Raw genomic sequence first — 24,671 nt, 5'->3', positions numbered from 1 at the left:
CGTACTCGGTCCTGTGGGGTTGGGCTGTTCCAGACGCTGATGGTGCTTGTACAAACGCCAAACTATTCATTTGCTCGCCACACTCTTGTGAAGTTGTGAATACCCGTTTTTTCACGCTCTTTTGAAGACGTGAACCTCAAAAAAGGGCTGCCCCCGTCTGGCACCTGGCCCGCAACACCTTTGCCGACACGGCAAAACGGGCAAACAACTCAAGTGGCCGAGCGCAATGGCAGCTCTGGCAGATTCGGTAAAGGCGGGTGGTTTGCAAGGAATACAGCAAGCGCGCCAGCTTCACACGATCTGTGTGGGCGGCTCTCTGTGGGCGATTCTTGGGGCTAATGCCGAGGCATTAACGATGCTGCGAGGCCCGATCAGGAGACGTCCTTATAATCGGGGGGAGATTGTAGCGAAGAACGCCAGGGAAATGGGGGTGTTTTATGACTTTTATTAGCTGTTCGGTCAGGCGGCCAACGGCTGGTGCCGTTGCGACCGCGCCGGGCTTGGGCTGACGCGTGCACGCGCCGGCAGCGGATGGTGCATCCAGCTCAGGCGGATTTCAGCGATTTCCACCCAGCGCTCGCCTGCGGGGGGCTGGCTGCACTCTTTGAAGGCCTGGCAACGGCCTTGCGCATCAAGCAGGGCGAACTGGCGAAGGGCGGGCTTGCGCGTGAACAATGACCAGAGAAAATGCATGGTGATCAGCCTCCTGAAATTAAGGCCAAGCATGCCTGCCCAGGATGACGGGCCCATGTAACGGATGTGACATATCGGTGACATCGAACCGCTCCCGAGGGAAGGGGTCACAGGTTGTAACTGATGCTGGTTCCCCGCAGTGGCGCCCCGCTATACTGCCGGCCTGTCGGTACCTGATTTCTGGAGAGAAGCGCATGTTGCAACGCCTGTTGTTCGGTTTGATCACTGTGACCAGTTTGACCCTGGTTGGCTGCGCCAACAGCCCGCAACAACTGACCCCGGAGCCGAAAATCACCACGCAACTGGCCCCCGTGGGGCACGGCCAGCCGGTGTCGGTGCGTGTGGTCGATGGTCGCCCATCGCCTACGCTCGGCTCGCGCGGCGGCCTGTACCCGGAGACTGCGCTGATTTCGGTGAACGCTCAGGACGTGCTGCCCAAGCTGCAGGCCCAGGCTGAAGCTGCCGTGCGCTTGCTGGGGTTCACGCCCAGCGCCAACGCGCCGGGCGCTCCGCAGTTGACCGTCACCCTGGCTGAATTGAAGTATCAGTCGCCCAAAGAGGGCCTTTACGTGACCGAAGCCTCCATCGGCGCGACCTTCAAGTCAGACGTCTCCGCCGGTACCCGCCGTTACAGTGGTCGCTACGCAGCGTCGCTGAACCAGCGTTTCGGCATGTCGCCCAACCAGGACACCAACACCAAGCTGGTCAGCGATGTCCTGAGTGACGCCTTGACCCGTCTGTTCAAGGACCCAAGCATCGGTTCGCTGCTCAGCGCGCAATAACCGATCCTGTAAAAAACCGGGCATCAGTGATGAGCCCGGTTTTTTTTCGCCTGCGGTTTTACGCGGCGGTGTCGATACAGAAATCCAGCAGGCTCACCCCCGTCAACAGATCCGTCTCCGGCAAGTCCGCATGCTGATGCCCGCCAAGGGCGCAATACACCAGCCAGTGGCGGTCCTGCACGTTGAACGCCAGGCCGCCGATCAGCGCCTCTTGCTCGTCGCTCTGGGCGATCAGATACAACCGATCCTGGTTTTGCGCGTGCAGCATGACAAGCTCCTAAAGCGTCGAAGGGCAACAGAGTGGACTGTTAAGGTGACGTTCAGGTGACGCTGTAAATTACTGGATACAGTTGTCGTCCAAGGGGAGGAACGTTTCAGGCGGCGCAGGCCACTATCGTTCCGTTTTGTAGCTGAACCGATACCCCGGCACTGTTCTACCGAGGTTTACAATGGCCTTGCCCGCACTGTTGATCAACGTTGTTGCTTTAGCGGTGGCCTGCCCAGGGGCGGCGCTGCTGTTCATCACCCGCCTGCACGAACAGCGCGCGATGGCCGACCTGAGCGCGCAAAGCGAAGACCGCGCGATCGACCAGCCAATGTTGTTCCTGGATGTGCGCACCGAACGGGCGCATCGCCTGGCTTATCGCGTCGGGTTTGCGTGCCTGGGGCTGGCATTGGCCACTTCCTGGCTTAGCACCCGCTTGTAAAAACACCGCAAAACAAATGTGGGAGCTGGCTCCCACATTTTTTGATCGGTGTTACAGGGGAATCCCGGCCTTGACCCGATATTGATTGCGCACCGGCGTTGCATATTGCACCACCAGGTACGGTCGGTGCTCGGCGGGGCATTCATTCAGGCGGCGCTCCCATTCCGCCTTCGCCTTGGCCAGTTCGTCCGCCGGGAATATCTCGGCCGCCGTCGGTACCTGCAGTTGCGGGTCGGCGTCGCTCCATTGTGCATACGCCAGGTAATGCACCGGAAACAGGCGGTAACCGCCGAGAATCTGCCGGTCCATTTCCACGGCCAACAGCTTGGTATCTTCGAAACGCTCGGTGATCGGCGGTGCGAAGTTGATGTGGACCCGGCCCTTGTAGCCGGTGATGCCAAGGGCAATACTCACGTCATCCTCGCCGGGCGCCTTGCAGTAGGTGCCCGTGGTGGCGCGGATATACAACTCGCGCGCCTTGGCGGTATCGCAGGGGTCGTACTCGTAGCTGATGGACACCGGCGTCAGGTTCAACGACTGGATCACCTCGGCGAACGGCTCGTCCTTGCGGCTGACGTGGAACATCTTGAGGATCGCCGACTCGGTGCGATCATCCCCATCCTTGGCACGCCCTTCGGCCTGGGCGATCCAGATCGATTGGCCATCGTTGCGGATCGAGTGATTGATGTAGGCCGACAGCAGATTGAACGCGGCCATCTTTTCCTTACGCCCCGTGATCGAGCGGTGCACGATAAAGCTCTTGTTCAGGCGCATCAGGTCGCTGACGAACGGCTTTTGCAGCAGGTTGTCGCCGATGGCGATCCTGGGTGTCGGCAGGCCAGCGTGGTACACCGCATAGTTGACGAAGGCCGGGTCCATCACGATATCGCGGTGGTTGGCCAGGAACAGGTAAGCGGTACCGGACTTGAGCTGCTCGACGCCGGTGTAGGTCACGCCGTCGGTCGCCCGGTCAATGGTGTGATCGACGTAGTATTCGACTTTGTCCTGCAGCGTGGCCACGGTGGTGACGCCGGCGAATTCACGGCGCAGTTTTCGGGCAATCATCGGCTTGAGCACCCAGCCCAGGGCACCGGCAAAGCGCGGGAAGCGAAAGTGGGTCAGGATGTCCAGAAAGGCCTTGTCTCTGAACAGACGTGCCAGCACTGCCGGGACTTCGCTGTCGTTGTAAGGTCGGATGGTATCGAATTCGCCCATCATGCTCTCTTGTTAGAAACGGCTAGGGTAAGTAGAAGTAAATACCAGGGTGCGCCTGAGTAATGGGCTCAGCCGAACGATAACCCTGTAAATAGACCGGCGATTATACGCACAAGTCACCTTGGAGGCTGCGATGCTGGAAACTGCTACGTACGATTGCCCTTATTGTGGTGAACAGGTCGAGACCACGGTGGATTTGTCTGGTGGGGACCAAGTCTATATAGAAGACTGCCAGGTGTGCTGCCGCCCCATCACGTTCGACCTGCAGGTGCATGGCGACGAGTGGATGCTCGAAACCCGCAACGAAAACGAATAACAGGTACGCCGATGCAGCGAATCTACGAACCGGAAAACCTGATGGAAGGCGAGCTGCTGCAACAGATGCTCGCCAGCGAAGGGATCGAGGCGCATCTGGTGGGTCGCCATTTGCTCGGCGGCACTGGCGAGCTGCCCATCTTCGGCCTGCTGGGCCTGGAGGTGGATAACGACCAGGCCGCCTGCGCCCGTGAACTGATCACAGCGTACATCGGCGCGCAACCCGTACCGGGCGATGAACCCGACAGCTTCCCCGACGTGCTGGTCTGTTAGGCTGTCCGTCGGTTTACCCAAGAGTCGTGTTGCCCCATGTGTGGACGTTATGCCCTGTTTCGCTGGAATCCTGCCTTTGCGGCCTTGCCGGGCTTCCCGGCCGATCAGCAGGCCCAATGGAACATCTCCCCGAATGATTCGGTGCTGATCCAGCGCGCCACCGACGGCCAGCGCACCCTGGCCCGCGCTCGCTGGGGGCTGACGCCGCCGTGGCTGACTGATCTTTCGCGCACGCCGGCCCACGCCCGCGCCGAAACCCTGGCCGAACAACCGATGTTTCGCGAAGCGTTCCGCCAGCGCCGTTGCCTGCTGCCCGCCAACGGCTTCTACGAATGGCGCGGCACCCAGCGCAAACGCCCGTACTGGCTGACGCCGGGGGAGGGCTCCGCGTTGTTTTTTGCGGCGATCTGGGAAGCGTACCCGGTGCAGGAACAGGTGTGGCTGAGCACGGCGGTGGTGACGCAAGCAGCACAGAGCCAGCGCCGGCCATTGATTCTGGATGCAGCGGGGCAGGCAGCCTGGCTCAATCCCGAGACGCCGCTGCCGGTGTTGCAAGGCTTGCTGGCCAGCGAGCCTGCTGCGCTGCGCGAGCGGGTCCTGGCCAACCTTGTCAATGATCCCAAGCTCAACGGGCCGGAATGCCTGACCCCGGCTTGAATCATTGCGTTTTTCGCTGAGTCGACCGGCTTCATCGCAGGCAAGCCAGCTCCCACCTTTCGATCTGTGAACACGGGTCAAATGTGGGAGCTGGCTTGCCTGCGATAGGGCCCTCGGGTAGCCAAAAAAACCTGAACCTTGAACGGGTGGGTCAATCGCCGCTGCCGTTCCACCAGTTGATCAGTGAAATGTATCCGAAAAACAGCGTTTAAACCTCTGGTGTATCTGGCGCCGATACAATTCTGAGCCTACGATAGCCGCCATGTTTTCAGGGAGCGTGTTCATGAAGAAGTCATTGGCGGTAAGTGGGTTGGTTGCGGCGATGCTGCTGGCTGGTTGTCAGTCGGTCAATACCACCAGCGGCGGTGCCGTTGGGGTCGAGCGCAAGCAGTACATGTTCAGCATGCTGTCGAGTCAGGAAGTCGACCAGATGTATGCACAGTCCTACCAGCAGACCCTGGGCGAAGCCAGCAGCAAGGGTCAGTTGGACAAGACCAGCGCCAACGCCAAGCGCGTGCAGGCCATTGCCAAGCGGCTGATTGCCCAGGCGCCCACCTTCCGCCCCGATGCGGCGCAATGGAAGTGGGAAGTGAACCTGATCAAGAGCGACGAGATGAACGCCAACTGCGGGCCTGGCGGCAAGATCTTCGTGTACAGCGGCTTGATCGATAACCTCAAGCTTACCGATGACGAGCTGGCGGCGGTGATGGGCCATGAAATCGCCCACGCCTTGCGTGAACATGGCCGTGAAGCCATGTCAAAGGCATATGGGATCGAGATGGCCAAGCAGGGTGCCGGTGCGTTGTTCGGCCTCGGCCAGGACAGTCTGGCGCTGGCCGATACCGTGGCCAACTACGGCATGACCTTGCCCAACAGCCGCAGCAACGAAAACGAAGCCGACTTGATCGGCCTGGAGCTGTCGGCCCGCGCCGGTTACAACCCGAACGCGGCGATCACGCTGTGGAACAAGATGGCCAAGGCTTCGGAAGGTTCGCCACCGGAGTTCATGAGTACTCACCCGGCGTCCGACAGCCGGATTGCCTCGTTGCAGGCGGCGATTCCGAAGGTGATGCCGCTGTACCAGCAGGCCAAAAAATCCTGATCCACCGATAAGCACATGGCTGGATTTGTAGTGAGCGAGCTTGCCTCGCGCGGGGCAAGCCCGCTCACTACAGAACTGAGCGCCTTAGATCCACCCGCTGCTTTGCATAGCCTTGTACACCGCCACAACCGCCAGAATGAAAAACGCGGTCGCCGCGAGTCGACGTATCAAGGTCAACGGCAATTTCTCCGCCGCAAAATTCCCCGCCAACACCACCGGCACGTTCGCAATCAACATGCCCACGGTCGTCCCGATGATCACCAGCCACAACTCTGGGTACTGCGCCGCCAGCATCACCGTGGCAATTTGTGTCTTATCACCGATTTCGGCCAGAAAAAACGCGATCAGCGTGGTCAGGAACGGCCCGAATTTGCGGCTGGTACTGGCTTCATCCTCGTCGAGTTTGTCCGGCACCAGGGTCCAGAGCGCCGTGGCGCAGAAGCTCGCTGCGAGGATCCAATGCAACACCGCATCCGAGAAGAAACTTCCGAACCAGGCACCCACGGCACCGGCGGCCGCATGGTTGGCCAGGGTCGCGGCAACGATGCCGGCGATGATCGGCCAGGGTTTGCGAAAGCGTGCGGCAAGGATGAGCGCGAGCAGTTGCGTCTTGTCGCCGATTTCGGCCAAGGCAACGATTGCGGTGGGAACGAGCAGTGAATCCAGCATCAGGTAGGTTTCCAGGGGCGGGTCGACACGGCTATGACACGTACAGCCTTCCCGCCCCGGGTAAGGTGTGCGTGTCATAGGTCTTGTCAAACCCCGGTCCGTCTGTGCGGACTCCTGGGTCGCATACGCCATGGTCTGTTGACCAAGTATGTTGACGTATGCCGGACGAGCGTGGCGCTCGTGGGAGACTACTCCCCTAGGACGGAGCGGATTCTGCCTAGGCAAAACCCGTTCGGCAAGCGTTCTTTTTCAAACGGGCCTCAGCCGCGTTTGGCCCGGTAGATGCGAAAACCGTTGCCTTCGGCCTTGATCGCACAGATGCCCAAGTGCTCTTCGATCAAGGGCTGGTACTTGAGAAAACTGTTCGCGACCAAGCGCAGTTCGCCGCCTTTTGCCAGGTGTTTGCCGGCCTTTCGCAGAAGATTCTCCGTGGCGAAATAGTCGGTGTGTACGCCCACATGGAACGGCGGGTTGGTCAGAATCGCGTTCAAACCCTGCGGTGCCGCGTCGATGCCATCACCGGTCAGCACCTCGGCTTCCAGGCCGTTGGCGGCCAGGGTCAGGCGGCTGCTGGCGGCGGCAAACGCATCCACATCCAGCATCGTCACGGTGTTGTGCGGGTAGCGCCGCTTGACTGCCGCGCCCAGCACGCCGGCGCCGCAACCGAAGTCCAGCAGATGGCCGCTGGGCAGCTTGTCCAGATGCTGCAGCAACAACTCGGTGCCGCGATCCAGACGGCCGTGGCTGAACACACCCGGCAAACTCACTACTTTCAAAGGGCCTTCGGCCAAGGGCACTTCGAAGACCTGCGCCAGGCTCTCCAGCTCGACGGCCTGCGGAGCGTTGGCCACGGTGATTTGCCACAGCTGGCAATGCCGCGCGCTGTCGAGTTTGCGCGGCTTGCCGAAGGGGGCCAGTTGCTTGGCGGCGCTTTCGATGCCGCCTTTTTTCTCCCCCACCAGGAACAGCTCGGCGCCGGGCAGGCGCGCGGCCACCGCATTGAGCAGGTAGTCGGTGAGTTCCTTGGACTTGGGCAGGAAGATCACCGCCGCGTCAAACTCGCGCTCGGGCACGTTCACGCCGAACTGGCTGCGCTCCGGAAAGCGGGCGTCAAGCGCTGCCTGGTCGCCGGCATGCCAGCACCAGCCGTGAGCGTCGGGCAAGCGCCCCAGTAAATCATCGGCAGGCAAACCCACCAGCAGCAGCTTGCCCTGAAAAAGTTCGGCCTGGCGAAGCAGTACTTCACTGCGCGGATCCATGGTCTGCTCCTTGAAAAGGGGCGCAGTTTATCAACTCACGACGCGCAGCGGGGCGCCGCTGAAAAAGCCTCGGGCGTTTTCCGCCAACTGGCCGACGATGCGCTGGCGCGCTTCGCGGCTGCCCCAGGCGTTGTGCGGCGTAACGATCAGCCGAGGAATATCACCGGCCAGCAGCGGGTTGCCGTTGACCGGTGGTTCCACACTCAGCACATCAGTCGCCGCGCCGCCCAAGTGGCCACTGCGCAACGCATCCGCCAGCGCCTGTTCGTTGATCAAGCCGCCGCGTGCGGTGTTCACCACAAACGCGCCGGGCTTGAGCAGCGCCAGTTCACGGGCGCCGATAAAATCGCGGGTGTGTTCGTTGAGCGGACAGTGCAAGGTCAGCGCGTCGACCTGCGCCAACAGTTCGTCCAGCGGCACGCGATCAGTGCGAGCAGGGCGCCCGGGGATTGCGCCGAGCAGTACGCGCATGCCAAAGGCTTCGGCCAGGCGCGCGACGGCACTGCCCAGTTCACCATGGCCCAGCAGACCGAGGGTTTTGCCTTGCAACTCGACAATCGGGTGGTCCAGCAGGCAGAACTGCTTGGCCTCCTGCCACTTGCCGGCGCTCACGTCCCGTTGATAGTCCTTCAAGCGTGTCGTCAGGTTGAGCAACAGCATGATCGTGTGCTGCGCCACCGACGGCGTGCCGTAGCCCTGGCAGTTGCTGACGCAGATGCCATGGGCGCGGGCGGCGTCAAGGTCGATATTGTTGGTGCCGGTGGCCGACACCAGGATCAGCTTGAGTTCCGGGCAGGCAGCCAGTGTTTCACCGTTGAGTGGGATTTTGTTGCTGATTGCCACTTGGGCGCCTTGGAGGCGTTCGAGCACATTCTGCGCGGTCGTCTGCTCGAATAGCTCAAGCGCGCTGAAGCTGTCGCGCAGTTCGCTGAGGTCAAGGTCTCCCAGGTCCAGAGACGGGTGATCAAGGAAGACGGCGCGGCGATTGTTCGGCATCAACTGTACCTTTTGCGACAGGGTTCGAAGGCGTAATCTGCCGAGCCTACCAGATGAAATAATCCGTTACGTAATGGGAGTGAGCATGTACGCCGCCGAGTTTTTGACCGTAGCCCTGATTCACCTGTTGGCGGTGGCCAGCCCCGGCCCGGATTTCGCGGTGGTGGTACGTGAAAGCGTGACCCACGGCCGCCGCGCCGGGACCTGGACCGCACTGGGCGTGGGCTCGGCGATTTTTCTGCATGTGGGCTACTCGCTGCTCGGTATCGGCTTGATCGTGTCCCAGTCCATCGTGCTGTTCAATGCGTTGAAATGGGCCGCGGCGGCATACCTGCTGTATATCGGCTTCAAAGCCCTGCGCGCGCAGCCAGCCAAGCCTGCGGCCGAGGGAGAATTGCACCGCGAAGCGGGCGAACGCACCCCGCGCGGCGCGTTTACCGCAGGCTTCGTGACCAATGGCTTGAACCCCAAGGCTACGTTGTTCTTCCTCTCCCTGTTCACCGTGGTGATCAACCCGCACACGCCGCTGGCGATCCAGGCCGGTTACGGTGTGTACCTGGCGGTGGCGACGGCGCTGTGGTTCTGCCTGGTGGCCATGCTCTTCAGCCAGCAGCGCGTGCGCGCCGGGTTCGCGCGGATGGGGCATTGGTTTGATCGGACGATGGGAGCGGTGTTGATTGCCATCGGCGTGAAGTTGGCCTTTACCAGCATGAAATAGACACAGTTCTTGAGTGGCACGGCCAAAATGTGGGAGCTGGCTTGCCTGCGATGGCCATGTATCAGCCTGCATCTCCATTGACTGGTACACCGCCATCGCAGGCAAGCCAGCTTCCACATTGGATGTTCGCAGAATCATGACGATGGCTTAAAGCTAGCATTCACTGCCTCCTACAAATCATTCCTTTGGCTGATTTGGCTGAAACATAAGGTCTCTAAAGTGCAGGTCTTCAAGCCAAGACCGTGCAGTCATAAAAGGGATTCGTATGTTGCAGACCCGTGTCATTCCGCCCGCCGAAGGTGCGTATCAATACCCGCTCTTGATCAAGCGCCTGCTGATGTCCGGGACCCGCTACGAGAAGACCCGGGAAATCGTCTACCGCGACAAACTGCGCTACACCTACCCGACCCTGATCGAACGGGTCGCGCGCCTGGCCAATGTGCTGACCGCGGCCGGGGTCAAGGCCGGTGATACAGTGGCGGTGATGGACTGGGACAGCCATCGCTACCTGGAATGCATGTTTGCCATCCCGATGATCGGCGCGGTGATCCACACCATCAACGTGCGCCTGTCGCCGGAACAGATCCTGTACACCATGAACCACGCCGAAGACCGCTTCGTGCTGGTCAACAGTGAGTTCGTGGGGCTTTACCAAGCCATCGCCGGGCAGCTCACCACCGTCGACAAGACCCTGCTGCTCACCGACGGCGAATCCAGGACCGCCGAGCTGCCCGACCTGGTGGGCGAGTACGAAACCCTGCTCGCCGCCGCCAGCCCGACATACGACTTCCAGGACTTCGACGAACACTCCGTCGCCACCACCTTCTACACCACGGGTACCACCGGCAACCCCAAGGGCGTGTACTTCACCCATCGCCAACTGGTGCTGCACACCATCGGCGTGGCGACCATCATGGGCAGCGTCGACAGCGTGCGCCTGCTGGGCACCAACGACGTGTACATGCCGATCACGCCAATGTTCCACGTGCATGCCTGGGGCTTGCCTTACGTGGCCACCATGCTGGGTCTGAAACAGGTTTACCCCGGCCGCTACGACCCTGAATACCTGGTGGCGCTGTGGCGCAAAGAGAAGGTCACCTTTTCCCACTGCGTGCCGACCATCCTGCAAATGTTACTCAACGCCAAGGCTGCCCAGGACGTGGATTTCGGCGGCTGGAAAATCGTCATTGGCGGCAGCGCGCTCAACCGTACGCTGTATGAAGCGTCCAAAGCCCGGGGCATTCAGTTGACCGCGGCCTACGGCATGTCCGAAACCGGGCCGCTGGTGTCCTGCGCCCACCTTAACGAAGAGCTGATGGCCGGCACCGAGGATGAACGCACCACTTACCGCATCAAGGCCGGTGTGCCCGGGCCCTTGGTGGAAGCGGCGATCATGGACGGCGAGGGCAACTTTCTGCCCGCCGACGGCGAGTCTCAGGGCGAGCTGGTGCTGCGCGCGCCGTGGCTGACCGAAGGGTATTACCGGGAGCCGCAGAAGGGCGCCGAACTATGGGCCGGCGGCTGGATGCACACCGGCGACGTCGCCACGCTGGACGCCTTTGGCGTGATCGATATCCGCGACCGCATCAAGGATGTGATCAAGACCGGCGGCGAATGGATCTCGTCCCTGGCCCTCGAAGACCTGGTCAGCCGTCACCCGGCGGTACGCGAAGTAGCGGTGGTAGGCATCGCCGATCCGCAGTGGGGCGAGCGCCCGTTTGCCCTGCTGGTGGTGCGTGATGGCCATGTGATAGGGGCCCGCGAGCTCAAGGAGCACCTCAAACCGTTCGTGGAGCTCGGCCATTTGAGCAAGTGGGCGATTCCGAGCCAGATCGCCGTTGTTACTGAAATTCCCAAGACCAGTGTCGGCAAGCTCGACAAAAAACGTATCCGCATTGACATCATCGAATGGCAGGCCAACAACAGCACGTTCCTGTCCACCCTCTGATGCCCCTCGCCGTGCCCATTCGGGCACGGCAATGCTCTATCTCGCCGCTCTACTTGTGATTTGCGAATTTTCAGCCATCCTTCCCGCGTCGGCCTTCGCCGACATGGCGAAAGGGGCGTGGCAGACGGGTCGGTGATGCAAATCACACTTTAGAGGGATCAAGCACTACTCCCTGCTGGCTATAGTCCCTTCCAGAGTTTTTCAAGGATGTTTCGCTTCGGGCCAAGGGAGCCTGGTTGCCGAGCGGCATTGGAATCGTTGTATTCCGGCCGTTACAAGCATCACGAAAAGTACTCACTGCCATAACAATAATGCACATGGAGTAGCGTCGATGACCCAAGTAAACCAGTTCTGGCGCCGGGCAAGACTGCCCCTGGCCGTCAGTCTCGCTTCTACGCTCGCCGGGCCCGCATTCGGCGTCAGTTTCAATATCGGTGAAATCGAAGGGAGTTTCGACTCGTCGCTTTCGGTGGGGGCGAGCTGGTCCACGGCCAAGCCTAACCGCGACCTGATTGGTGCCAACAACGGCGGCCGGGGCCTGTCCCAGACTTCCGATGACGGTCACTTGAATTTCAAGCGAGGCGAAACGTTCTCGAAGATCTTCAAGGGTATTCATGACCTGGAGCTGAAATACGGCGACACCGGCATGTTTGTGCGTGGCAAGTACTGGTATGACTTCGAACTCAAGGATGAAAGCCGTGAGTTCAAGGACATCAGTGACAGCAATCGCAAAGAGGGCGCCAAGTCCTCGGGCGGCCAGATTCTCGACGCGTTCGTGTACCACAACTATTCCATTGCCGATCAGCCAGGCAACGTGCGCTTCGGCAAGCAGGTGGTGAGCTGGGGTGAAAGCACCTTCATCGGCGGCGGCATCAACTCCATCAATCCGATCGATGTGTCGGCTTTCCGGCGGCCGGGTGCCGAAATCAAGGAAGGCCTGATTCCGGTCAACATGTTCTATGTATCGCAGACCTTGACGGATAACCTGTCGGCGGAGGCATTTTACCAACTGGAGTGGGACCAGACTGTTACCGATAACTGCGGTACGTTCTTCTCGCAGCCGGACGTGATCTCGGATGGTTGCAGCGATAACCTGCGTGTATTGAACAAGCGTTCCACCATTCCTGGCGCGGCGTTGCCAACGTTGAACGCTCTGGGCGTGGACGTCAACAGCGAGGGCGTGCTGGTACGTCGTGGCCCGGATCGGGACGCGCGCGACAGCGGCCAGTTCGGCATGGCCATGCACTACAACTTCGAGCCGCTGGACACCGAGTTCGGCGCCTACTTCATGAACTACCACAGCCGTGCGCCGATCTTCAGCGCCCAAGGCGCGCCTTCCGCTGCGTACACCCGGCCACTGGGCCCGTTGGGCGCCTTGCGTCCGTTAATCGTGGCCGGCAGCTCGAATTACTTCGTCGAGTACCCGGAGGACATCCGTCTGTACGGCTTGAGCTTCTCCACCACCTTGCCTACCGGCACCGCCTGGAGTGGTGAACTGAGCTATCGGCCGAACGCGCCGGTACAACTGAGCACCACCGATATTCTCTTCGCCGGTGTGACACCGATTCCCGGCTTCGGCAATGCGTCGGTGCTCAAAGGCTCGCCAGGCCAGGATCTGCACGGATACAAGCGCAAGGAAGTCACCCAATTCCAGACCACCTTCACGCACTTCTTCGACCAAGTCATGGGCGCCAGCCGCCTGACAACCGTCGGTGAAATCGGCGTGACCCACGTGGGCGGCCTGGAAAGCAAATCCGAAGCCCGTTATGGCCGCGATCCGGTATTTGGCCCAGGCAGCCTGCCGGGTGGCTTCTGTAACGCCCTGAACAACTCGACCGCTACCGGCGCCGGCTTGCCCAACGCCGCCGGCTTGAACACTAACTGCAATAACGACGGCTACACCACCGCAACCTCCTGGGGCTACCGCGCGCGCGCCATCTGGGAATATCCAGACGTGTTCGCCGGCGTCAACCTCAAGCCAAACGTGGCCTGGTCCCATGACGTCAAAGGCTATTCGCCGGGCCCTGGCGGTAACTTTGAAGAAGGTCGCAAGGCGGTCAGCCTGGGCCTGGACGCCGAGTACCAGAACACCTACACCGCCAGCCTGGCTTACACCAACTTCTTTGGTGGCAAGTTCAGCACGGTGGATGACCGCGACTTCGTCGCCCTGAGCTTCGGCGCGAACTTCTAAGCACACGCTATTTCAAGTGCATGTATTTTCAGGAAGAGCAGAGTATGAAAATAACTAAAAGTCTGTTGCACGTGGGTGTGTTGGGACTGTCGATCCTGGCGAGCAACGTCATGGCGGCAGTGTCGGCGGATGAAGCCGCCAAGCTGGGCACCACCTTGACGCCGATGGGCGCCGAAATGGCGGGTAATGCGGCCGGCACTATCCCTAAATGGTCGCCGATGCCCGCCACTGCCGGCGCCGTGGACGCCAAAGGCTTCCTGGCGAACCCGTACGCCAGTGAACAACCGCAGTTCACCATCACCGCGCAGAACGTCGAGCAGTACAAGGACAAGCTGGCGCCGGGGCAGTACGCGATGTTCAAGCGTTACCCGGACTCGTTCAAGATGCCGGTGTATCCGACTCACCGTGGCGCCACCGTGCCTGCGCAAGTCTTTGCCTCGATCAAGAAAAACGCCACCAGCACCAATCTGGTGTCCGGCGGCAACGGCCTGGAAAATTTCGAGACGGCCGTGCCGTTCCCGATCCCGAAAACCGGCGTGGAGGTGATCTGGAACCACATCACGCGTTATCGCGGCGGCAGCGTGACTCGTCTGGTAACCCAGGCCACGCCGCAGACCAACGGCTCCTACAGCCTGGTGTACTTCCAGGATCAGTTTGTGTTCCGCGACAAGATGAAGGATTTCGATCCGAAGAATCCGGGCAACGTGCTGTTCTACTTCAAGCAGGAAGTCACCGCGCCGGCGCGTCTGGCCGGTGGCGTATTGCTGGTGCACGAAACCCTGGACCAGGTGAAGGAGCCGCGTTCGGCGTGGGTCTACAACGCCGGTCAGCGCCGTGTGCGTCGGGCGCCGCAAGTGTCCTATGACGGGCCGGGTACTGCCGCTGACGGGCTGCGTACCTCCGACAACCTGGATATGTACAACGGTGCGCCGGATCGCTACGACTGGAAGCTGGAAGGCAAGAAAGAGATATACATCGCCGCCAACAGCCACAAGATCGACGATCCAAAGCTCAAGTACGCCGACATCATCAAGGCCGGCCACATCAACCAGGACCTGACGCGCTACGAGCTGCGCCGCGTCTGGCACGTGGTTGCCACCTTGAAGGAAGGCCAGCGCCACATCTATGCCAAACGTGACTTCTACATTGACGAAGACACCTGGCAAGCGGCTGTGATCGATCACTACGACGGTCGTGGCCAGCTATGGCGCGTGGCAGAAGCGCATTCGGAGAACTACTACGACAAACAAGTGCCGTGGTATGCCCTCGAAACGCTCTACGACCTGCAGTCCGGTCGCTACCTGGCCCTGGGCATGAAGAACGAAGAGAAGCGCGCCTATGATTTTGGCTTCACAGCCACGACCGCCGACTTCTCCCCGGCGGCCCTGCGCCAGGCCGGTGTTCGCTAAGCTGCATTAACGCGCCAAAGTGGCAGCTGGCTCCTGTGGGAGCTGGCTTGCCTGCGATAGCATGGATATCTACACAACTCTCAACGACTGAAAAATCTTCCTGTAGTGAGCGGGCTTGTCCCGCGCTGGGTGGCGAAGCCGCCCCAAACCAGGCGACCGGATTCTACCTGAAGCTCGGCGATGCCTTTATTGGGGCGGCTTCGCCACCCAGCGCGGGGCAAGCCCGCTCACTACAAAGATGTGTAGATACCTATGCTGCGATAGCATCACCTCGGTATCACTGAAACACCGAGGCGACGCAATCTCAGGCAAGCCAGCTCCCACATTTTTTGTCGCAGTCTTTTCAGTGAGATTCAGTAAAAACCTACAAACCTGCCGCTTTTACCGCTAGTCTGCGGACATCTGCAATGCCGACAACAGCCTTCTACAAGAGCCCGGCGATGACTGATCTGTCCCGAATCCAAGGGCCTGCCGGTGTGGTAATCCCAACCCTGGAAGGCCGCTTCTACAGGCCCCCCTTGCCTGATGGCTACGTGCTGCGACCTCGCCTGTGCGAACGTCTGAGCGCCGGGCTGCAAGGGCGATTGCTGCTGGTCAGCGCACCGGCGGGTTTTGGCAAGAGTTCATTGGCGGTGGAGTTCTGCCAGGGCTTGCCGGCCCATTGGCAAAGCCTGTGGCTGGGCCTGAGCCCGCGAGACAACGACCCCGGCCGTTTCCTCGAGCGCCTGCTTGAGGGTTTGCAACAATTCTTCCCGCAACTCGGCGCCCAGTCCCTGGGCCTGCTGAAAATGCGCCAACGTCATCAGCCCTTTGCTTTCGAAGAATGGCTGGATGGCCTGCTCGATGAGCTGACCCTGCACCTGTCCACCCGCGCGCCGCTGTTGCTGGTGCTGGACGACTACCATCTGGCCCAAGGGCCGGTGCTCGACCGTTGCCTGCAGTTTTTCCTCAACCATTTGCCTGATGGTCTGGTCGTTCTGGTCACCAGCCGCCAGCGCCCGGACTGGCATCTGGCGCGGCTGCGTTTGTCGCGTCATCTGTTGGAGTTGCACGAACAAGACCTGCGCCTGACGCACAGCGAATCCCTGGCCGTGCTGGATCGCCACAGCAGTTCGTTGCGCGGCGAAGCCCTCGACAATCTTATCCGCCGCAGCGAAGGCTGGGTCGCCGGCCTGCGTTTCTGGTTGCTGGCCGCCTCCGAGGCCGGCGGCGACGGCGCCTTGCCCCAGAGCCTGAACGGCGGCGAAGGGCTGATCCGCGATTACTTGCTCGAAGAAGTGATCGATTGCCTGCCGGCCGAAGTACAGGCGTTCCTGTACGACACAGCGCCTCAGGACCGGTTTTGCAGCGGACTCTGCGACGCGGTGCGCGAAGCCCATGACAGCGCCGAAATTCTGCGTTACCTGCAAGCCCATCAAGTGTTTCTGGTGCCCCTGGACGAGCAGGGTCACTGGTACCGTTATCACCACTTGTTTTCCGACCTGCTACGCACGCGGCGCGCAAGCAGCAATGTGCTGCCGGCGGCCAGCCTGCACCTGCGCGCGTGCCGCTGGTTCAATGCCCAGGGCTTGATCGACGATGCGGTGGAGCAGGCGTTGCGCGCCGGGCACCTGGATGTGGCGGCCAACCTGGTGCAGAACCTGTCCGAAGAACAACTGCTGGCCGAGCAGAATGTGGGCATGCTGCTGCGTTGGAAAATGGACTTGCCCGACAGCCTGCTGATCAGCACTCCGCGCTTGATCGTGCTCTATAGCTGGGCACTGGGCCTGGCCTGCCAATTGGATGCGGCGGAAGAACTGTCCAGCTACCTCAGCCGCTTCCTGCCGGCACCGTCGGCCACCGCGCAAAAATCGATGCTGGCCCAGTGGCTGGCGCTGAGCGGGATCATTGCCCGGGGCCGGGGCGATCGCGAGCTGACCCTGCGCTATTGCAGCGAGGCACTGGAAAGCTTGCCGCAACGGCGTTACGGCCAGCGCTTGATGTGCCTTTCCACGCTCTCCAACCTGGCCATTGTCGATGCCGACCTGTGGCGTGCGCGCGGCTTGAATCGCGAATCCCTCGAGTTGGCGCAGCGCGTCGGCAACCCGTTGTTCGAGGCCCTGGCCCATTACGACCGGGCGCGGGTGTTGCAAGCGCGCGGCGAAATCCTGCGTTCCCTGGACGAAGTGCGTCAGGGCCTGCAGCGCCTGCACGGCCTGGCACCGCAGCGGTTGTATGCGGTGCGTGCGCGGTTATCGCTCTATGAAGGTTACTTGCTGCTGTTGCGCTTCCAGCCTGAAGCCGGTCTCGCCCGCTTGCGCGTCGGCCTCGCCGAAGCGCGCGCTTGCCGCGACATCAGTGTGTTGATCGGGCACTGCGTGATCGCCAGTTTCGAAGGCCGTCGCGGTGACTTCGCCAGAGCCTTCGCCGAACTCGCCGAGGCCGAGCGGCTGATGCACATCTGGGACGTTCCGCCGATCTACTACCTGGCGATGATCACCCTGATCAAATGCGAGTTATGGCTGGCCCAGGGCCGCACCGACCTGGCCGACGCCTGGCTGACCCGCCTGGCGCAAACCTACAACGGCGAGCAGGCCGCCGCTGCGCCCGAATTCCACCCGCATCTGCCCCAGCACATCGAGCTGCAGCAAGCGACGCTGGATGCCATCCGGCATCAACCTGACGCGGCATTGCAGCGGCTTGAAGCGTTGGCGCAACAGGCCCACAACAGCGGTCGCCAGATGATCGCCCTGATTGCGCTGACCCAGCAGACGCAACTGCTTCTGGAAAGTGGCCAGGAGGCCAAGGCGCGCCTGGTGTTGGCCCAGGCCCTCGGCGCCGGCGACGGCGGTGCCCTGCAACCCTTCCAGCGCTTGCTGGAAGGGCACCCAGGCTGGATGCGCGAACAACTGGGCAAAAATTCACACGGCCTGCTGAACCAGAGTCTGCTGGCACTGCTGCCGGCGGTGGTGGTAGCTGAGGCCGGGCAGGCTCACGAAACCTTGAGTACACGTGAGTTGGCGGTGCTGAAACTGATTGCCCAAGGTTGTTCCAATCAGGAAATCAGTAACCAGCTGTTCATCTCACTGCACACCGTGAAAACCCACGCCAGCCACATCAACAGCAAGTTAGGCGTAGAACGGCGTACCCAGGCGGTGGCGCGTGCCAAGGCAATGGGCCTGCTGGGGTAAACCCTGTGGTCTACGGAACGCTCGGGCACTGGCCCGATGAGCTGTCGACTACCTGGCGAACCTGCGCCGCGAAGCGTTTGAGGTTGTTCTGGTGGGCGAGTACCAGGTCGTCAATGCCCGGGCCCGCCGGGGACTGCAGGGTGGTACGGCAGGTCAGCGGCGCACGATCGCTGGCGGCGGCGGGCCGCAGGCGCCACTTGACGTCGAACAGTGCGTACTGACCAGGCACGGAGTCAAAGCGCTGAACTTCCAGGCGTAACAACATCGGTTGCCGGGCATGGCTGCTGGCAAATTGGTCCACCAGCGCGCTTCTCAATTCATCCACCAGGCTGGCCGCCCACCACTGGGTATCGAGGATCGTCACGCCACTGTTGCCTTGGCGAATCACGATCTGCGGTCGGTCGACTTGCGGCGGCACAACGACGCTTTCAATGCGGATCGCACCCGCGTCGTTTCCCGTGGTGTTGCTCCATTGTGCCGGGGTGAGGGTGTGAAAACTGATAGGTGTGCTGCTGCATGCCGCCAATGCGAGTAATGCGCTGAGCAGGGTGATCTTCAACGGTAACGTCATGGCGCTTGCTCCACGGTTCATTTGCGCGGTGGTCCTTGCAGGTCGAGGGGCGCGGCGTTGTCGGGGCGGCCGCGAATCAATGACTCCGGGTGTCGACCCAGGTAGTCCGACAGCTCGCGCAAGGAGCGCGACATGCGGCCCAATTCATCTAGGGTCTGGGTCAGCTGCTCACGTTGCGGTGAGTCTTCAGCCAGGGTCGAACTGGCCGACTGCAATGTCTTGCTCACGTCTGCCAGGGTGTTCTGGACGCTCGGCAAGGTCTTGGCGTTGAACTGGGTCAGGCCTTTGCGCAATTCCACAAGGTTGCTGTCGAGGTTGCCGGCGATGCGCTCGATCGGCAGTTGGTTGATCTTGTTGACGATGTTTTCGAGTTTTTCCTGCAGTTGCTCCAGGTTGCCGGGAATGGTCGGAATGCTGACCGGGCGCAGTGTGGGGTCAAACGCGACCTTCTCGGCTTTCGGGTAGAAATCCAGGGCGATGTACAGCTGGCCAGTGAGCAAATTGCCGCTGCGCGCCTGGGCCCTCAGGCCGTTTTCGATAAACGAGCCGATCAGCCGCACACCGGCGGCTTCGTCATTGGGGTCATGATTCATCGTCTTGAGCAATTTGGTATGGGCCTGACCAAGCAGTTGCGGGTAGATCACGATGCCGACATTGAGCGGAAAGCTGCGTTTCTTCGCGTCGAAATCCAGGTTGATCGACACCACCCGGCCGAACTCGACCCCAAGGAATTCCACCGGTGCACCGACCTTGAGCCCGCGTAACGCCTGATCGAAGCGCAGGCTCATATATTGCCCTTCGCCATTGGGCGGGGCGAGGGCGCTGAGCTGGTCGTCGAACAGCTCAAAGGTGCGCTCTTCACCGGCCGGCTTGTCGTTGGGGCTGTAGGGGGGGGCCAGGAATGCAATACCGCCGACCAGCAGGGAGGACAGCGATTCGGTTTTCAAGGCAAAGCCGTTGGCGCCTACGCTCAGATCGACCCCGCTGGCGTTCCAGAAACGCGTGTTTTCGGTGACGTAGACATCGTTGGGCGCATGCACGAACACCTCGATGTCGACGCCCTTGCCTTCGGCGTCCAGCTTGTAGGCCACGACTTGGCCGACTTCGATTTTGCGGTAATACACCGGCGAGCCGATATCCAATGAGCCCAAGGCTTGGGTGTGCAAGGTGAAGCGCTTGCCCGGTTCGCCATAGGTGATGGGCGGTGGGTTTTCCAGGCCGATAAACTGTTTGGCGCGGGTCTCGGACTGGCCGATGTCGGCGCCGATGTAGTCGCCGGAAAGCAGGGTGTCGATGCCCGACACGCCGCCGGCACCGATGCGCGGACGTACGACCCAGAACTGCGAGTCGGCGCGGGTGAAACTTTCGGCTTGCTTGGCCAGTTTCACGGTTGCGTTGACGCTTTTCTGGTCATCGCTCAAGGCCACCTCGGTCACCTGGCCAATCACCACGTTGCGGTATTTGACCTCGGTTTTATTCGCCGTCAAACCGCTGCCGGTCTTGAAATTGAGGGTGATGGTCGGGCCCTGCTGGAGCACGCTGTGGACCACCAGCGAAATCCCCACCAGCACCGCGACGATGGGTACGATCCAGACCAGCGAAACGCTGAAGCGCCGGGTTTTGATAGCAGGCGAGCCTGGGATCTGGGGCCTGTCAGGGGTGGGTGACGTCATCCGAGGTCTCCTTGGTGGGTGGGGTTTCCCAGATCAGCCTCGGGTCGAAGCTCATGGCGGCCAGCATGGTAAACACCACCACCAGGCCGAAAAACAGAATGCCCAGGCGCGGCTCGATGGTGCCCAGCGCCTGGAACTTCACCAGCGCGGCCACCAGGGCAACCACGATCACATCGAGCATCGACCAATAGCCGATCAGCTCGACAAACCGAAACATTTTTGAGCGCTCCTTGCGCGCCCAGGCGCTATTGCGCTGCACGGTGACCAGCAGCAGCGTCAACGACACGAACTTGATCCCCGGCACTGCGATGCTGGCGATGAAAATGATCAGCGCGATGTCCCACGCGCCATGCTGCCAGAACTCCAACACCCCACTCATGATGGTGCTGTCCGCACCCGAACCGAGCATGGTGGTGTTCATCACCGGCAACAGGTTGGCCGGCACATAGAAGACCAGTGCCGCCAGCATGTAGGCCCAGGTGCGGACCAGGGAATTGACTTTGCGCGAGTGCAGGGGGGCGCCACAGCGCTCGCAGTCCTGCGCGCCGTTGCTGATGTCGGCGGACAGACCGCAACTGTGACACAGGCACAGGTCAAGCTCGCGGGCTGTCGGCGGTGGGTTCATACGGTGTCCCATAGGTCGCGTACATCACGCCCGGCAATGCGGATCAGCAACAGGCTGAGCACCGCCAGGGCAAACAAGCCAATACCGGGGATCACATCCAGCATGCCGGCCAGCTTGAACACCGCCACCATCGCGCCGAGCAGGCACACCTCCAGCATGCTCCAGGGCCTCAGGGCCTCCAGCCAGCGCATGCACAGCTTGAAGGCGGGGGAGCGTCTGCCCCAGACGGCGAAACTCAGCACCCACGTCAGCAACAACAGTTGGAAAACCGGGGCGATGATGATGGAAATCGCGGCGACCAAGGCAATAAAGGTAATCGGCCCCAGGCTCAGCGCTACCACCGAATCCCACAGGGTGGCGCTATTTTTCAGGCCTTGCAGGCTGATACTCATCACCGGATAGAAGTTGGCGAAGGTCCACAACACAGCGGCGGTCAGGGTCAAGGCCAGGCGTTGTTGCACCGACAGGCCGTTGTAGCGCTGAAGCACACCGGCACAACGCACGCATTCGGCTTTTTGATGTTTGGCGAGCGTGACTTTCTCGTACACGCAGTCGCAGTGCTCGCAAATGATCAGTTGATTCGCCATGGGGCTCGCTCCAACGCGGCATGGTTGCGGTCATGGATTGTTCTGCAATGGCGCCGGGAAAGTTTAGCAGTTGGTTCTCAGGCGGTGCTCCCTTTCGGGCCGGGACTGTCGTTACCCATACGCTGTGCCGAATATGCCACAGCGCCCGCAGGAGCACAGATGAATATTGGCTGGTCACCCCAAGCGCCGCCCCGTTTACCCCATTTATGGGATATCACTTTGCGCTCTTCGCTATAACCTTATAAGCGACCGCCAATTAGACTTGAGCACGTGCAGTCCATGCCGTGATCGAGGATAACAACGTGCAAGAGATATTCAGCATCAACTGGCTGCTTTGGCTGTCAACCATGGCCCCGCTGACCCTTAGTGCTGGGCCCGGCAACTTGATGGTTGCGACATCCGGCGCACAAAGCGGCGTACGTCGTTCGGTGCGGTTCATCGTCGGCCTGGACATCACCTACTTCCTGTTGGCGGTGCTGGTCGGGCTGGGGCTTTACCACACGCTGATGAACAGCCCGCGGCTGGTGTGGGTCCTGCAAGTGCTCGGCAGTTTCTACATTCTGTGGCTGGGTGTACGCATGCTGCGTCGTCCGCTGAAGGCGCCCGGAGACAAAGCTATACACCTGCAGTTTCGCGACGGCATCGTCGTGCAATTGGGCAATGTGCAGGGCATCGTGATGCTGCTGGTGATGTTTTCCACCTTCATGCCCTCAGGAGAGACCAGCAGCAGCGCGGTGCTGATCTTGAGCACCGCGCTGATTTCGCTGAATTTTTTTGCCCATGTCGTCTGGGTATCGATGGGCTCGTCCGTGCAGAGGCTGATCCAGGCGCGGCCCAAGCTGCTGGTGTTCCAGAACGCGGTGTTTGGATTGATGCTGATCGCGGTGGCGGTTTGGATTTTCCTGCGTACCGGCCCGCTGTAGGGAAGTTGCATGACCCACGCCCAGGCCCTCCAACTACAGGACTACCTCATCCACAGCACGCTATTGCATCTCTGCCGTTTTGCTCTGGAACAACGCCGTCAGGTAGTCCACCACTTGATCGACGCGGCCCACGCCCTGCGTCGCCTGATTGCGCAGCAGCCATATATCGGAGCTGTGCAGCGGGCGGTCGGCCAGGACTTGGCGCAAGCCTGACTGGTGTGCGACATAGGTTGGCAGCGCGGCGATCCCCAGGTGAGCTTCCACCGCCTTGAGCTGGGCATTGAGATTGGACACGCGCATCCACGGTTTCTGCTCGCCGCTCACCTCATTGAGCCATTGCGCGAGCGGCATATAGGACATCTCCTCGGTCCAGCCAATCAGGTGATGGTCCTTCAGGTCATCCGGCGTCGCGGGCAGTTTATTGGCGGCCGCATATCCGTCGGAACAGAAAAGCCCCTGCATCAGCGTGCCGACCCGGCGCATGGTGAAGTTACCGTTTTCCGGCCTGCGCAGTCGGATAATGATGTCGCTATGGCTCTGCGTGAGTTTTGACGACACCGCCGTATTGATGAAGTCGAAGCTGATCTCGGGGTATCGAGCACGGAAGTCCGCCAGCCCGGGAATGATCAGGTGCGTGCCCATCAGCTCCGGGCAATCGATGCGCACCGGCCCGGCCAGCCGGTCATTTGGCTGCGACATCTGACGCTCCATGAGTTTGAAGCGCTCCTGGGTCTCCAGTGCCAGTGGCAGCAACGCTCTGCCGGCTTCCGTCAGGAAATAGCCGTTGGTCTTTTTCAGGAACAGCACGGTACTGAGCGAATCCTCAAGTGCGGCGATCTTGCGCGACACCGTCGATGCCGAAACTTTCAGCGAGTTTCCCGCCTCGGTCACGTTATTGGATTTGGCCACGAAGATAAAAACTTTCAGATCATCCCAGTTCACGTCGATGCCGTACTCAAAAATGGAAAATCGATCCCCACGTATTTCTGTTCGAAATAACGGGAGGCCACGGTACAGTTTTTTTCGATGGAGCGAACCCGCAGAGGAAACATGGATGATACGTAACTCGATGCGCACCCTTCCAGGGTTCATACAGCCATTTTTGAGCTGGCTGACCGCCAAGCCTCTACCTGAGGATCTTAACCAGGTTCGCACGCTCAAACCCATCCACCATATCCTCGTTTCAACGGGATTGATTGCATCGGGCGTGGTGTTGGCCGGCGTCGGTTACGTGCACGGCAGTGTAATGTTGTGGGTGCTGGGTTTTGTACTGGCCACCGGCGGTATCAAGCAGATGCAGGTGATGATTTGCCACAACTGCGCCCATGAGATGGTGTTTGAACAGCGTGAAACGAACGTGACCGTGGGCCGGATTATCTCCGGCGTATTGATGCTCAAACCTTTCGATACCTATAAGCGCGAGCACGCGCTGCACCACAGTTCCAAAACGCTGCTGACCGACGATGACGACACCCTGTCGTACTTGCAAGGGGTGGTGGGGTTAACACCGTCCGACAGCGTGACCACGATGTGGACCAAACTGGTCTGCACGGCGCTGTCACCGCTGGCGATCCTGCGCTCGTTCTGGAGCCGAGTGAAGGGCACCGCAACCGCGTCGAACCGCCGTGTCGCCGCCCTGACGCTAAGCTTCTGGGCCACGATCAGTCTGCTGGCGGCAGCCTTGGGCCATTTCGATCTTTTCATCATGGCGTGGGTGGTGCCGGTGTTCGCCGGCTATCACATCAGCACCACGTTCCGCCTGGCTGCCGAGCATACCTGGCCCAGCGTGGAGGTCCTGGAACGGCGCGGTATCGACTTCATCTGCGAAAGCACGACCGGCGTATTCATTGGTGAAGAGTTACGCATACCGCAGGCTGCGGGCGCTGTTCGCCGCACCGCCTGCATCAGCGTCTGGCTGATCAAAATGCTGGGTTTCCATTTGTTCATCCGCGTGTTCGTGATGGTTGGCGATACACCGTGCCACGACTTTCACCACCGGCGCCCCCGTTCCAAAGAGTGGCCCAATTACATCACCGCGCGCGAGCGCGACAGGATCGACGGCTCAAAACCGTTTCCGACCAACTACGCCGATTACTGGGGCTATATCAACGCCGTCACCGTCAACTTTCGCAACTTCCAGAACGCACTTCCGTATTACGCAAACAGAACAGAAACTTAAAAGGGATTT

24 protein-coding genes and 1 riboswitch are annotated in these 24,671 nt (G+C 60.7%); of the genes, 13 read left to right on the top strand and 11 right to left on the bottom strand.

Going from position 1 to position 24,671, the window contains the following annotated elements; translation table 11 throughout:
* Positions 1-459: 459 nt before the first annotated feature.
* Complete coding sequence (locus KVG91_RS00960; protein ID WP_169374448.1) at positions 460-693, bottom strand: hypothetical protein; 234 nt, start codon at positions 691-693, stop codon at positions 460-462.
* A gap of 194 nt (positions 694-887) precedes the next feature.
* On the opposite strand from KVG91_RS00960, the gene KVG91_RS00955 reads away from it, so the two are divergent.
* The gene (locus KVG91_RS00955; RefSeq protein ID WP_169374447.1) at positions 888-1,475 is read left to right on the top strand and encodes a YajG family lipoprotein; all 588 of its coding nucleotides are present in this window, start codon (positions 888-890) and stop codon (positions 1,473-1,475) included.
* Positions 1,476-1,533: 58 nt separating this feature from the next.
* On the opposite strand, the gene KVG91_RS00950 is transcribed toward KVG91_RS00955, so the two are convergent.
* Positions 1,534-1,743 carry a hypothetical protein gene (locus KVG91_RS00950; RefSeq protein WP_076951202.1) on the bottom strand — a complete coding sequence of 70 codons (210 nt, stop codon included), beginning with the start codon at positions 1,741-1,743 and terminating at the stop codon, positions 1,534-1,536.
* Positions 1,744-1,924: 181 nt separating this feature from the next.
* Here KVG91_RS00950 and KVG91_RS00945 point away from each other — a divergent pair, with 181 nt between their 5' ends.
* Positions 1,925-2,182, top strand: a complete 258-nt coding sequence (locus KVG91_RS00945) for a hypothetical protein (protein WP_169374446.1) — start codon at positions 1,925-1,927, stop codon at positions 2,180-2,182.
* Positions 2,183-2,233: 51 nt separating this feature from the next.
* Here KVG91_RS00945 and KVG91_RS00940 read toward each other — a convergent pair whose 3' ends face one another.
* Positions 2,234-3,397 carry a 1-acyl-sn-glycerol-3-phosphate acyltransferase gene (locus tag KVG91_RS00940; RefSeq protein ID WP_178114964.1) on the bottom strand — a complete coding sequence of 388 codons (1,164 nt, stop codon included), beginning with the start codon at positions 3,395-3,397 and terminating at the stop codon, positions 2,234-2,236.
* Positions 3,398-3,530: 133 nt separating this feature from the next.
* Here KVG91_RS00940 and KVG91_RS00935 point away from each other — a divergent pair, with 133 nt between their 5' ends.
* The 4 genes from KVG91_RS00935 to KVG91_RS00920 all read left to right on the top strand — a co-directional run bounded on the left by KVG91_RS00935 (position 3,531) and on the right by KVG91_RS00920 (position 5,744).
* Positions 3,531-3,713 (top strand): CPXCG motif-containing cysteine-rich protein, encoded by a 183-nt coding sequence (locus KVG91_RS00935; RefSeq protein ID WP_169374444.1) that lies wholly within the window; start codon positions 3,531-3,533, stop codon positions 3,711-3,713.
* 11 nt (positions 3,714-3,724) lie between these two features.
* Complete coding sequence (locus KVG91_RS00930) at positions 3,725-3,985, top strand: putative signal transducing protein (protein WP_169374443.1); 261 nt, start codon at positions 3,725-3,727, stop codon at positions 3,983-3,985.
* Between the two features lie 36 nt (positions 3,986-4,021).
* Positions 4,022-4,642 carry an SOS response-associated peptidase gene (locus KVG91_RS00925; protein ID WP_169374442.1) on the top strand — a complete coding sequence of 207 codons (621 nt, stop codon included), beginning with the start codon at positions 4,022-4,024 and terminating at the stop codon, positions 4,640-4,642.
* A gap of 283 nt (positions 4,643-4,925) precedes the next feature.
* A complete protein-coding gene (locus KVG91_RS00920; RefSeq protein WP_169374441.1) occupies positions 4,926-5,744 on the top strand; it encodes a M48 family metallopeptidase in 819 nt (272 codons plus the stop codon).
* An 84-nt stretch (positions 5,745-5,828) separates the two neighbouring features.
* On the opposite strand, the gene KVG91_RS00915 is transcribed toward KVG91_RS00920, so the two are convergent.
* The 3 genes from KVG91_RS00915 to KVG91_RS00905 form a co-directional block, all read right to left on the bottom strand.
* On the bottom strand, positions 5,829-6,413 hold the full coding sequence (locus KVG91_RS00915; protein WP_076951209.1) for a TMEM165/GDT1 family protein: 585 nt from the start codon (positions 6,411-6,413) through the stop codon (positions 5,829-5,831).
* Positions 6,414-6,501: 88 nt separating this feature from the next.
* A riboswitch (yybP-ykoY riboswitch) is annotated at positions 6,502-6,623 on the bottom strand.
* 50 nt (positions 6,624-6,673) lie between these two features.
* Positions 6,674-7,672: a class I SAM-dependent methyltransferase gene (locus tag KVG91_RS00910; RefSeq protein WP_169374440.1), complete on the bottom strand. Its 999-nt coding sequence runs from the start codon at positions 7,670-7,672 to the stop codon at positions 6,674-6,676.
* A gap of 30 nt (positions 7,673-7,702) precedes the next feature.
* Positions 7,703-8,668: a 2-hydroxyacid dehydrogenase gene (locus KVG91_RS00905; RefSeq protein ID WP_169374439.1), complete on the bottom strand. Its 966-nt coding sequence runs from the start codon at positions 8,666-8,668 to the stop codon at positions 7,703-7,705.
* Positions 8,669-8,753: 85 nt separating this feature from the next.
* On the opposite strand from KVG91_RS00905, the gene KVG91_RS00900 reads away from it, so the two are divergent.
* The 5 genes from KVG91_RS00900 (at position 8,754) to KVG91_RS00880 (ending at position 18,104) form a co-directional block, all read left to right on the top strand.
* Positions 8,754-9,386, top strand: coding sequence for a LysE family translocator (locus tag KVG91_RS00900; protein ID WP_010213066.1), 633 nt, complete (start codon positions 8,754-8,756; stop codon positions 9,384-9,386).
* Between the two features lie 265 nt (positions 9,387-9,651).
* Positions 9,652-11,334, top strand: coding sequence for a fatty acid--CoA ligase (locus KVG91_RS00895; protein ID WP_169374438.1), 1,683 nt, complete (start codon positions 9,652-9,654; stop codon positions 11,332-11,334).
* Between the two features lie 331 nt (positions 11,335-11,665).
* On the top strand, positions 11,666-13,525 hold the full coding sequence (locus KVG91_RS00890; protein ID WP_169374437.1) for a DUF1302 domain-containing protein: 1,860 nt from the start codon (positions 11,666-11,668) through the stop codon (positions 13,523-13,525).
* A gap of 44 nt (positions 13,526-13,569) precedes the next feature.
* Positions 13,570-14,934, top strand: a complete 1,365-nt coding sequence (locus tag KVG91_RS00885; RefSeq protein ID WP_217894857.1) for a DUF1329 domain-containing protein — start codon at positions 13,570-13,572, stop codon at positions 14,932-14,934.
* A gap of 440 nt (positions 14,935-15,374) precedes the next feature.
* Complete coding sequence (locus KVG91_RS00880) at positions 15,375-18,104, top strand: LuxR C-terminal-related transcriptional regulator (protein WP_169378341.1); 2,730 nt, start codon at positions 15,375-15,377, stop codon at positions 18,102-18,104.
* A 10-nt stretch (positions 18,105-18,114) separates the two neighbouring features.
* Here the strand turns inward: KVG91_RS00880 and KVG91_RS00875 are convergent, their stop codons facing one another.
* Genes KVG91_RS00875 through KVG91_RS00860 form a run of 4 tightly spaced genes read right to left on the bottom strand, consistent with a single transcriptional unit; the run spans position 18,115 to position 21,560 of the window.
* Positions 18,115-18,675 carry a PqiC family protein gene (locus KVG91_RS00875; RefSeq protein ID WP_169378340.1) on the bottom strand — a complete coding sequence of 187 codons (561 nt, stop codon included), beginning with the start codon at positions 18,673-18,675 and terminating at the stop codon, positions 18,115-18,117.
* Between the two features lie 17 nt (positions 18,676-18,692).
* Positions 18,693-20,348: a PqiB family protein gene (locus tag KVG91_RS00870; protein ID WP_169378339.1), complete on the bottom strand. Its 1,656-nt coding sequence runs from the start codon at positions 20,346-20,348 to the stop codon at positions 18,693-18,695.
* A complete protein-coding gene (locus tag KVG91_RS00865; protein ID WP_169378338.1) occupies positions 20,329-20,973 on the bottom strand; it encodes a paraquat-inducible protein A in 645 nt (214 codons plus the stop codon). The genes KVG91_RS00870 and KVG91_RS00865 overlap by 20 nt, the downstream gene beginning before the upstream one ends.
* Complete coding sequence (locus KVG91_RS00860; RefSeq protein WP_169378337.1) at positions 20,970-21,560, bottom strand: paraquat-inducible protein A; 591 nt, start codon at positions 21,558-21,560, stop codon at positions 20,970-20,972. The genes KVG91_RS00865 and KVG91_RS00860 overlap by 4 nt, the downstream gene beginning before the upstream one ends.
* 302 nt (positions 21,561-21,862) lie before the next feature.
* Here KVG91_RS00860 and KVG91_RS00855 point away from each other — a divergent pair, with 302 nt between their 5' ends.
* Positions 21,863-22,483 (top strand): LysE family translocator, encoded by a 621-nt coding sequence (locus KVG91_RS00855; protein ID WP_169378336.1) that lies wholly within the window; start codon positions 21,863-21,865, stop codon positions 22,481-22,483.
* A gap of 60 nt (positions 22,484-22,543) precedes the next feature.
* Here the strand turns inward: KVG91_RS00855 and KVG91_RS00850 are convergent, their stop codons facing one another.
* Positions 22,544-23,425: a LysR family transcriptional regulator gene (locus KVG91_RS00850; RefSeq protein ID WP_169378343.1), complete on the bottom strand. Its 882-nt coding sequence runs from the start codon at positions 23,423-23,425 to the stop codon at positions 22,544-22,546.
* A 160-nt stretch (positions 23,426-23,585) separates the two neighbouring features.
* On the opposite strand from KVG91_RS00850, the gene KVG91_RS00845 reads away from it, so the two are divergent.
* Entirely contained in the window at positions 23,586-24,662 is a 1,077-nt protein-coding gene (locus KVG91_RS00845) for a fatty acid desaturase (protein WP_169378335.1), read from the top strand.
* The last annotated feature ends 9 nt before the right edge of the window (positions 24,663-24,671 follow it).

The organism is Pseudomonas azadiae, assembly GCF_019145355.1.
In the GTDB taxonomy this organism is placed as follows: domain Bacteria; phylum Pseudomonadota; class Gammaproteobacteria; order Pseudomonadales; family Pseudomonadaceae; genus Aquipseudomonas; species Aquipseudomonas azadiae.
Note: the sequence above shows the minus strand (reverse complement) of the source record. Positions and strands in the feature narration are given on the sequence as shown.

What these genes read in the sequence shown, in the direction of transcription:
- KVG91_RS00960 (WP_169374448.1), bottom strand. Translation starts at nt 693, where the DNA reads ATGCATTTTCTCTGGTCATTGTTCACGCGCAAGCCCGCCCTTCGCCAG.
- KVG91_RS00955 (WP_169374447.1), top strand. Translation starts at nt 888, where the DNA reads ATGTTGCAACGCCTGTTGTTCGGTTTGATCACTGTGACCAGTTTGACC.
- KVG91_RS00950 (WP_076951202.1), bottom strand. Translation starts at nt 1,743, where the DNA reads ATGCTGCACGCGCAAAACCAGGATCGGTTGTATCTGATCGCCCAGAGC.
- KVG91_RS00945 (WP_169374446.1), top strand. Translation starts at nt 1,925, where the DNA reads ATGGCCTTGCCCGCACTGTTGATCAACGTTGTTGCTTTAGCGGTGGCC.
- KVG91_RS00940 (WP_178114964.1), bottom strand. Translation starts at nt 3,397, where the DNA reads ATGGGCGAATTCGATACCATCCGACCTTACAACGACAGCGAAGTCCCG.
- KVG91_RS00935 (WP_169374444.1), top strand. Translation starts at nt 3,531, where the DNA reads ATGCTGGAAACTGCTACGTACGATTGCCCTTATTGTGGTGAACAGGTC.
- KVG91_RS00930 (WP_169374443.1), top strand. Translation starts at nt 3,725, where the DNA reads ATGCAGCGAATCTACGAACCGGAAAACCTGATGGAAGGCGAGCTGCTG.
- KVG91_RS00925 (WP_169374442.1), top strand. Translation starts at nt 4,022, where the DNA reads ATGTGTGGACGTTATGCCCTGTTTCGCTGGAATCCTGCCTTTGCGGCC.
- KVG91_RS00920 (WP_169374441.1), top strand. Translation starts at nt 4,926, where the DNA reads ATGAAGAAGTCATTGGCGGTAAGTGGGTTGGTTGCGGCGATGCTGCTG.
- KVG91_RS00915 (WP_076951209.1), bottom strand. Translation starts at nt 6,413, where the DNA reads ATGCTGGATTCACTGCTCGTTCCCACCGCAATCGTTGCCTTGGCCGAA.
- KVG91_RS00910 (WP_169374440.1), bottom strand. Translation starts at nt 7,672, where the DNA reads ATGGATCCGCGCAGTGAAGTACTGCTTCGCCAGGCCGAACTTTTTCAG.
- KVG91_RS00905 (WP_169374439.1), bottom strand. Translation starts at nt 8,668, where the DNA reads ATGCCGAACAATCGCCGCGCCGTCTTCCTTGATCACCCGTCTCTGGAC.
- KVG91_RS00900 (WP_010213066.1), top strand. Translation starts at nt 8,754, where the DNA reads ATGTACGCCGCCGAGTTTTTGACCGTAGCCCTGATTCACCTGTTGGCG.
- KVG91_RS00895 (WP_169374438.1), top strand. Translation starts at nt 9,652, where the DNA reads ATGTTGCAGACCCGTGTCATTCCGCCCGCCGAAGGTGCGTATCAATAC.
- KVG91_RS00890 (WP_169374437.1), top strand. Translation starts at nt 11,666, where the DNA reads ATGACCCAAGTAAACCAGTTCTGGCGCCGGGCAAGACTGCCCCTGGCC.
- KVG91_RS00885 (WP_217894857.1), top strand. Translation starts at nt 13,570, where the DNA reads ATGAAAATAACTAAAAGTCTGTTGCACGTGGGTGTGTTGGGACTGTCG.
- KVG91_RS00880 (WP_169378341.1), top strand. Translation starts at nt 15,375, where the DNA reads ATGACTGATCTGTCCCGAATCCAAGGGCCTGCCGGTGTGGTAATCCCA.
- KVG91_RS00875 (WP_169378340.1), bottom strand. Translation starts at nt 18,675, where the DNA reads ATGACGTTACCGTTGAAGATCACCCTGCTCAGCGCATTACTCGCATTG.
- KVG91_RS00870 (WP_169378339.1), bottom strand. Translation starts at nt 20,348, where the DNA reads ATGACGTCACCCACCCCTGACAGGCCCCAGATCCCAGGCTCGCCTGCT.
- KVG91_RS00865 (WP_169378338.1), bottom strand. Translation starts at nt 20,973, where the DNA reads ATGAACCCACCGCCGACAGCCCGCGAGCTTGACCTGTGCCTGTGTCAC.
- KVG91_RS00860 (WP_169378337.1), bottom strand. Translation starts at nt 21,560, where the DNA reads ATGGCGAATCAACTGATCATTTGCGAGCACTGCGACTGCGTGTACGAG.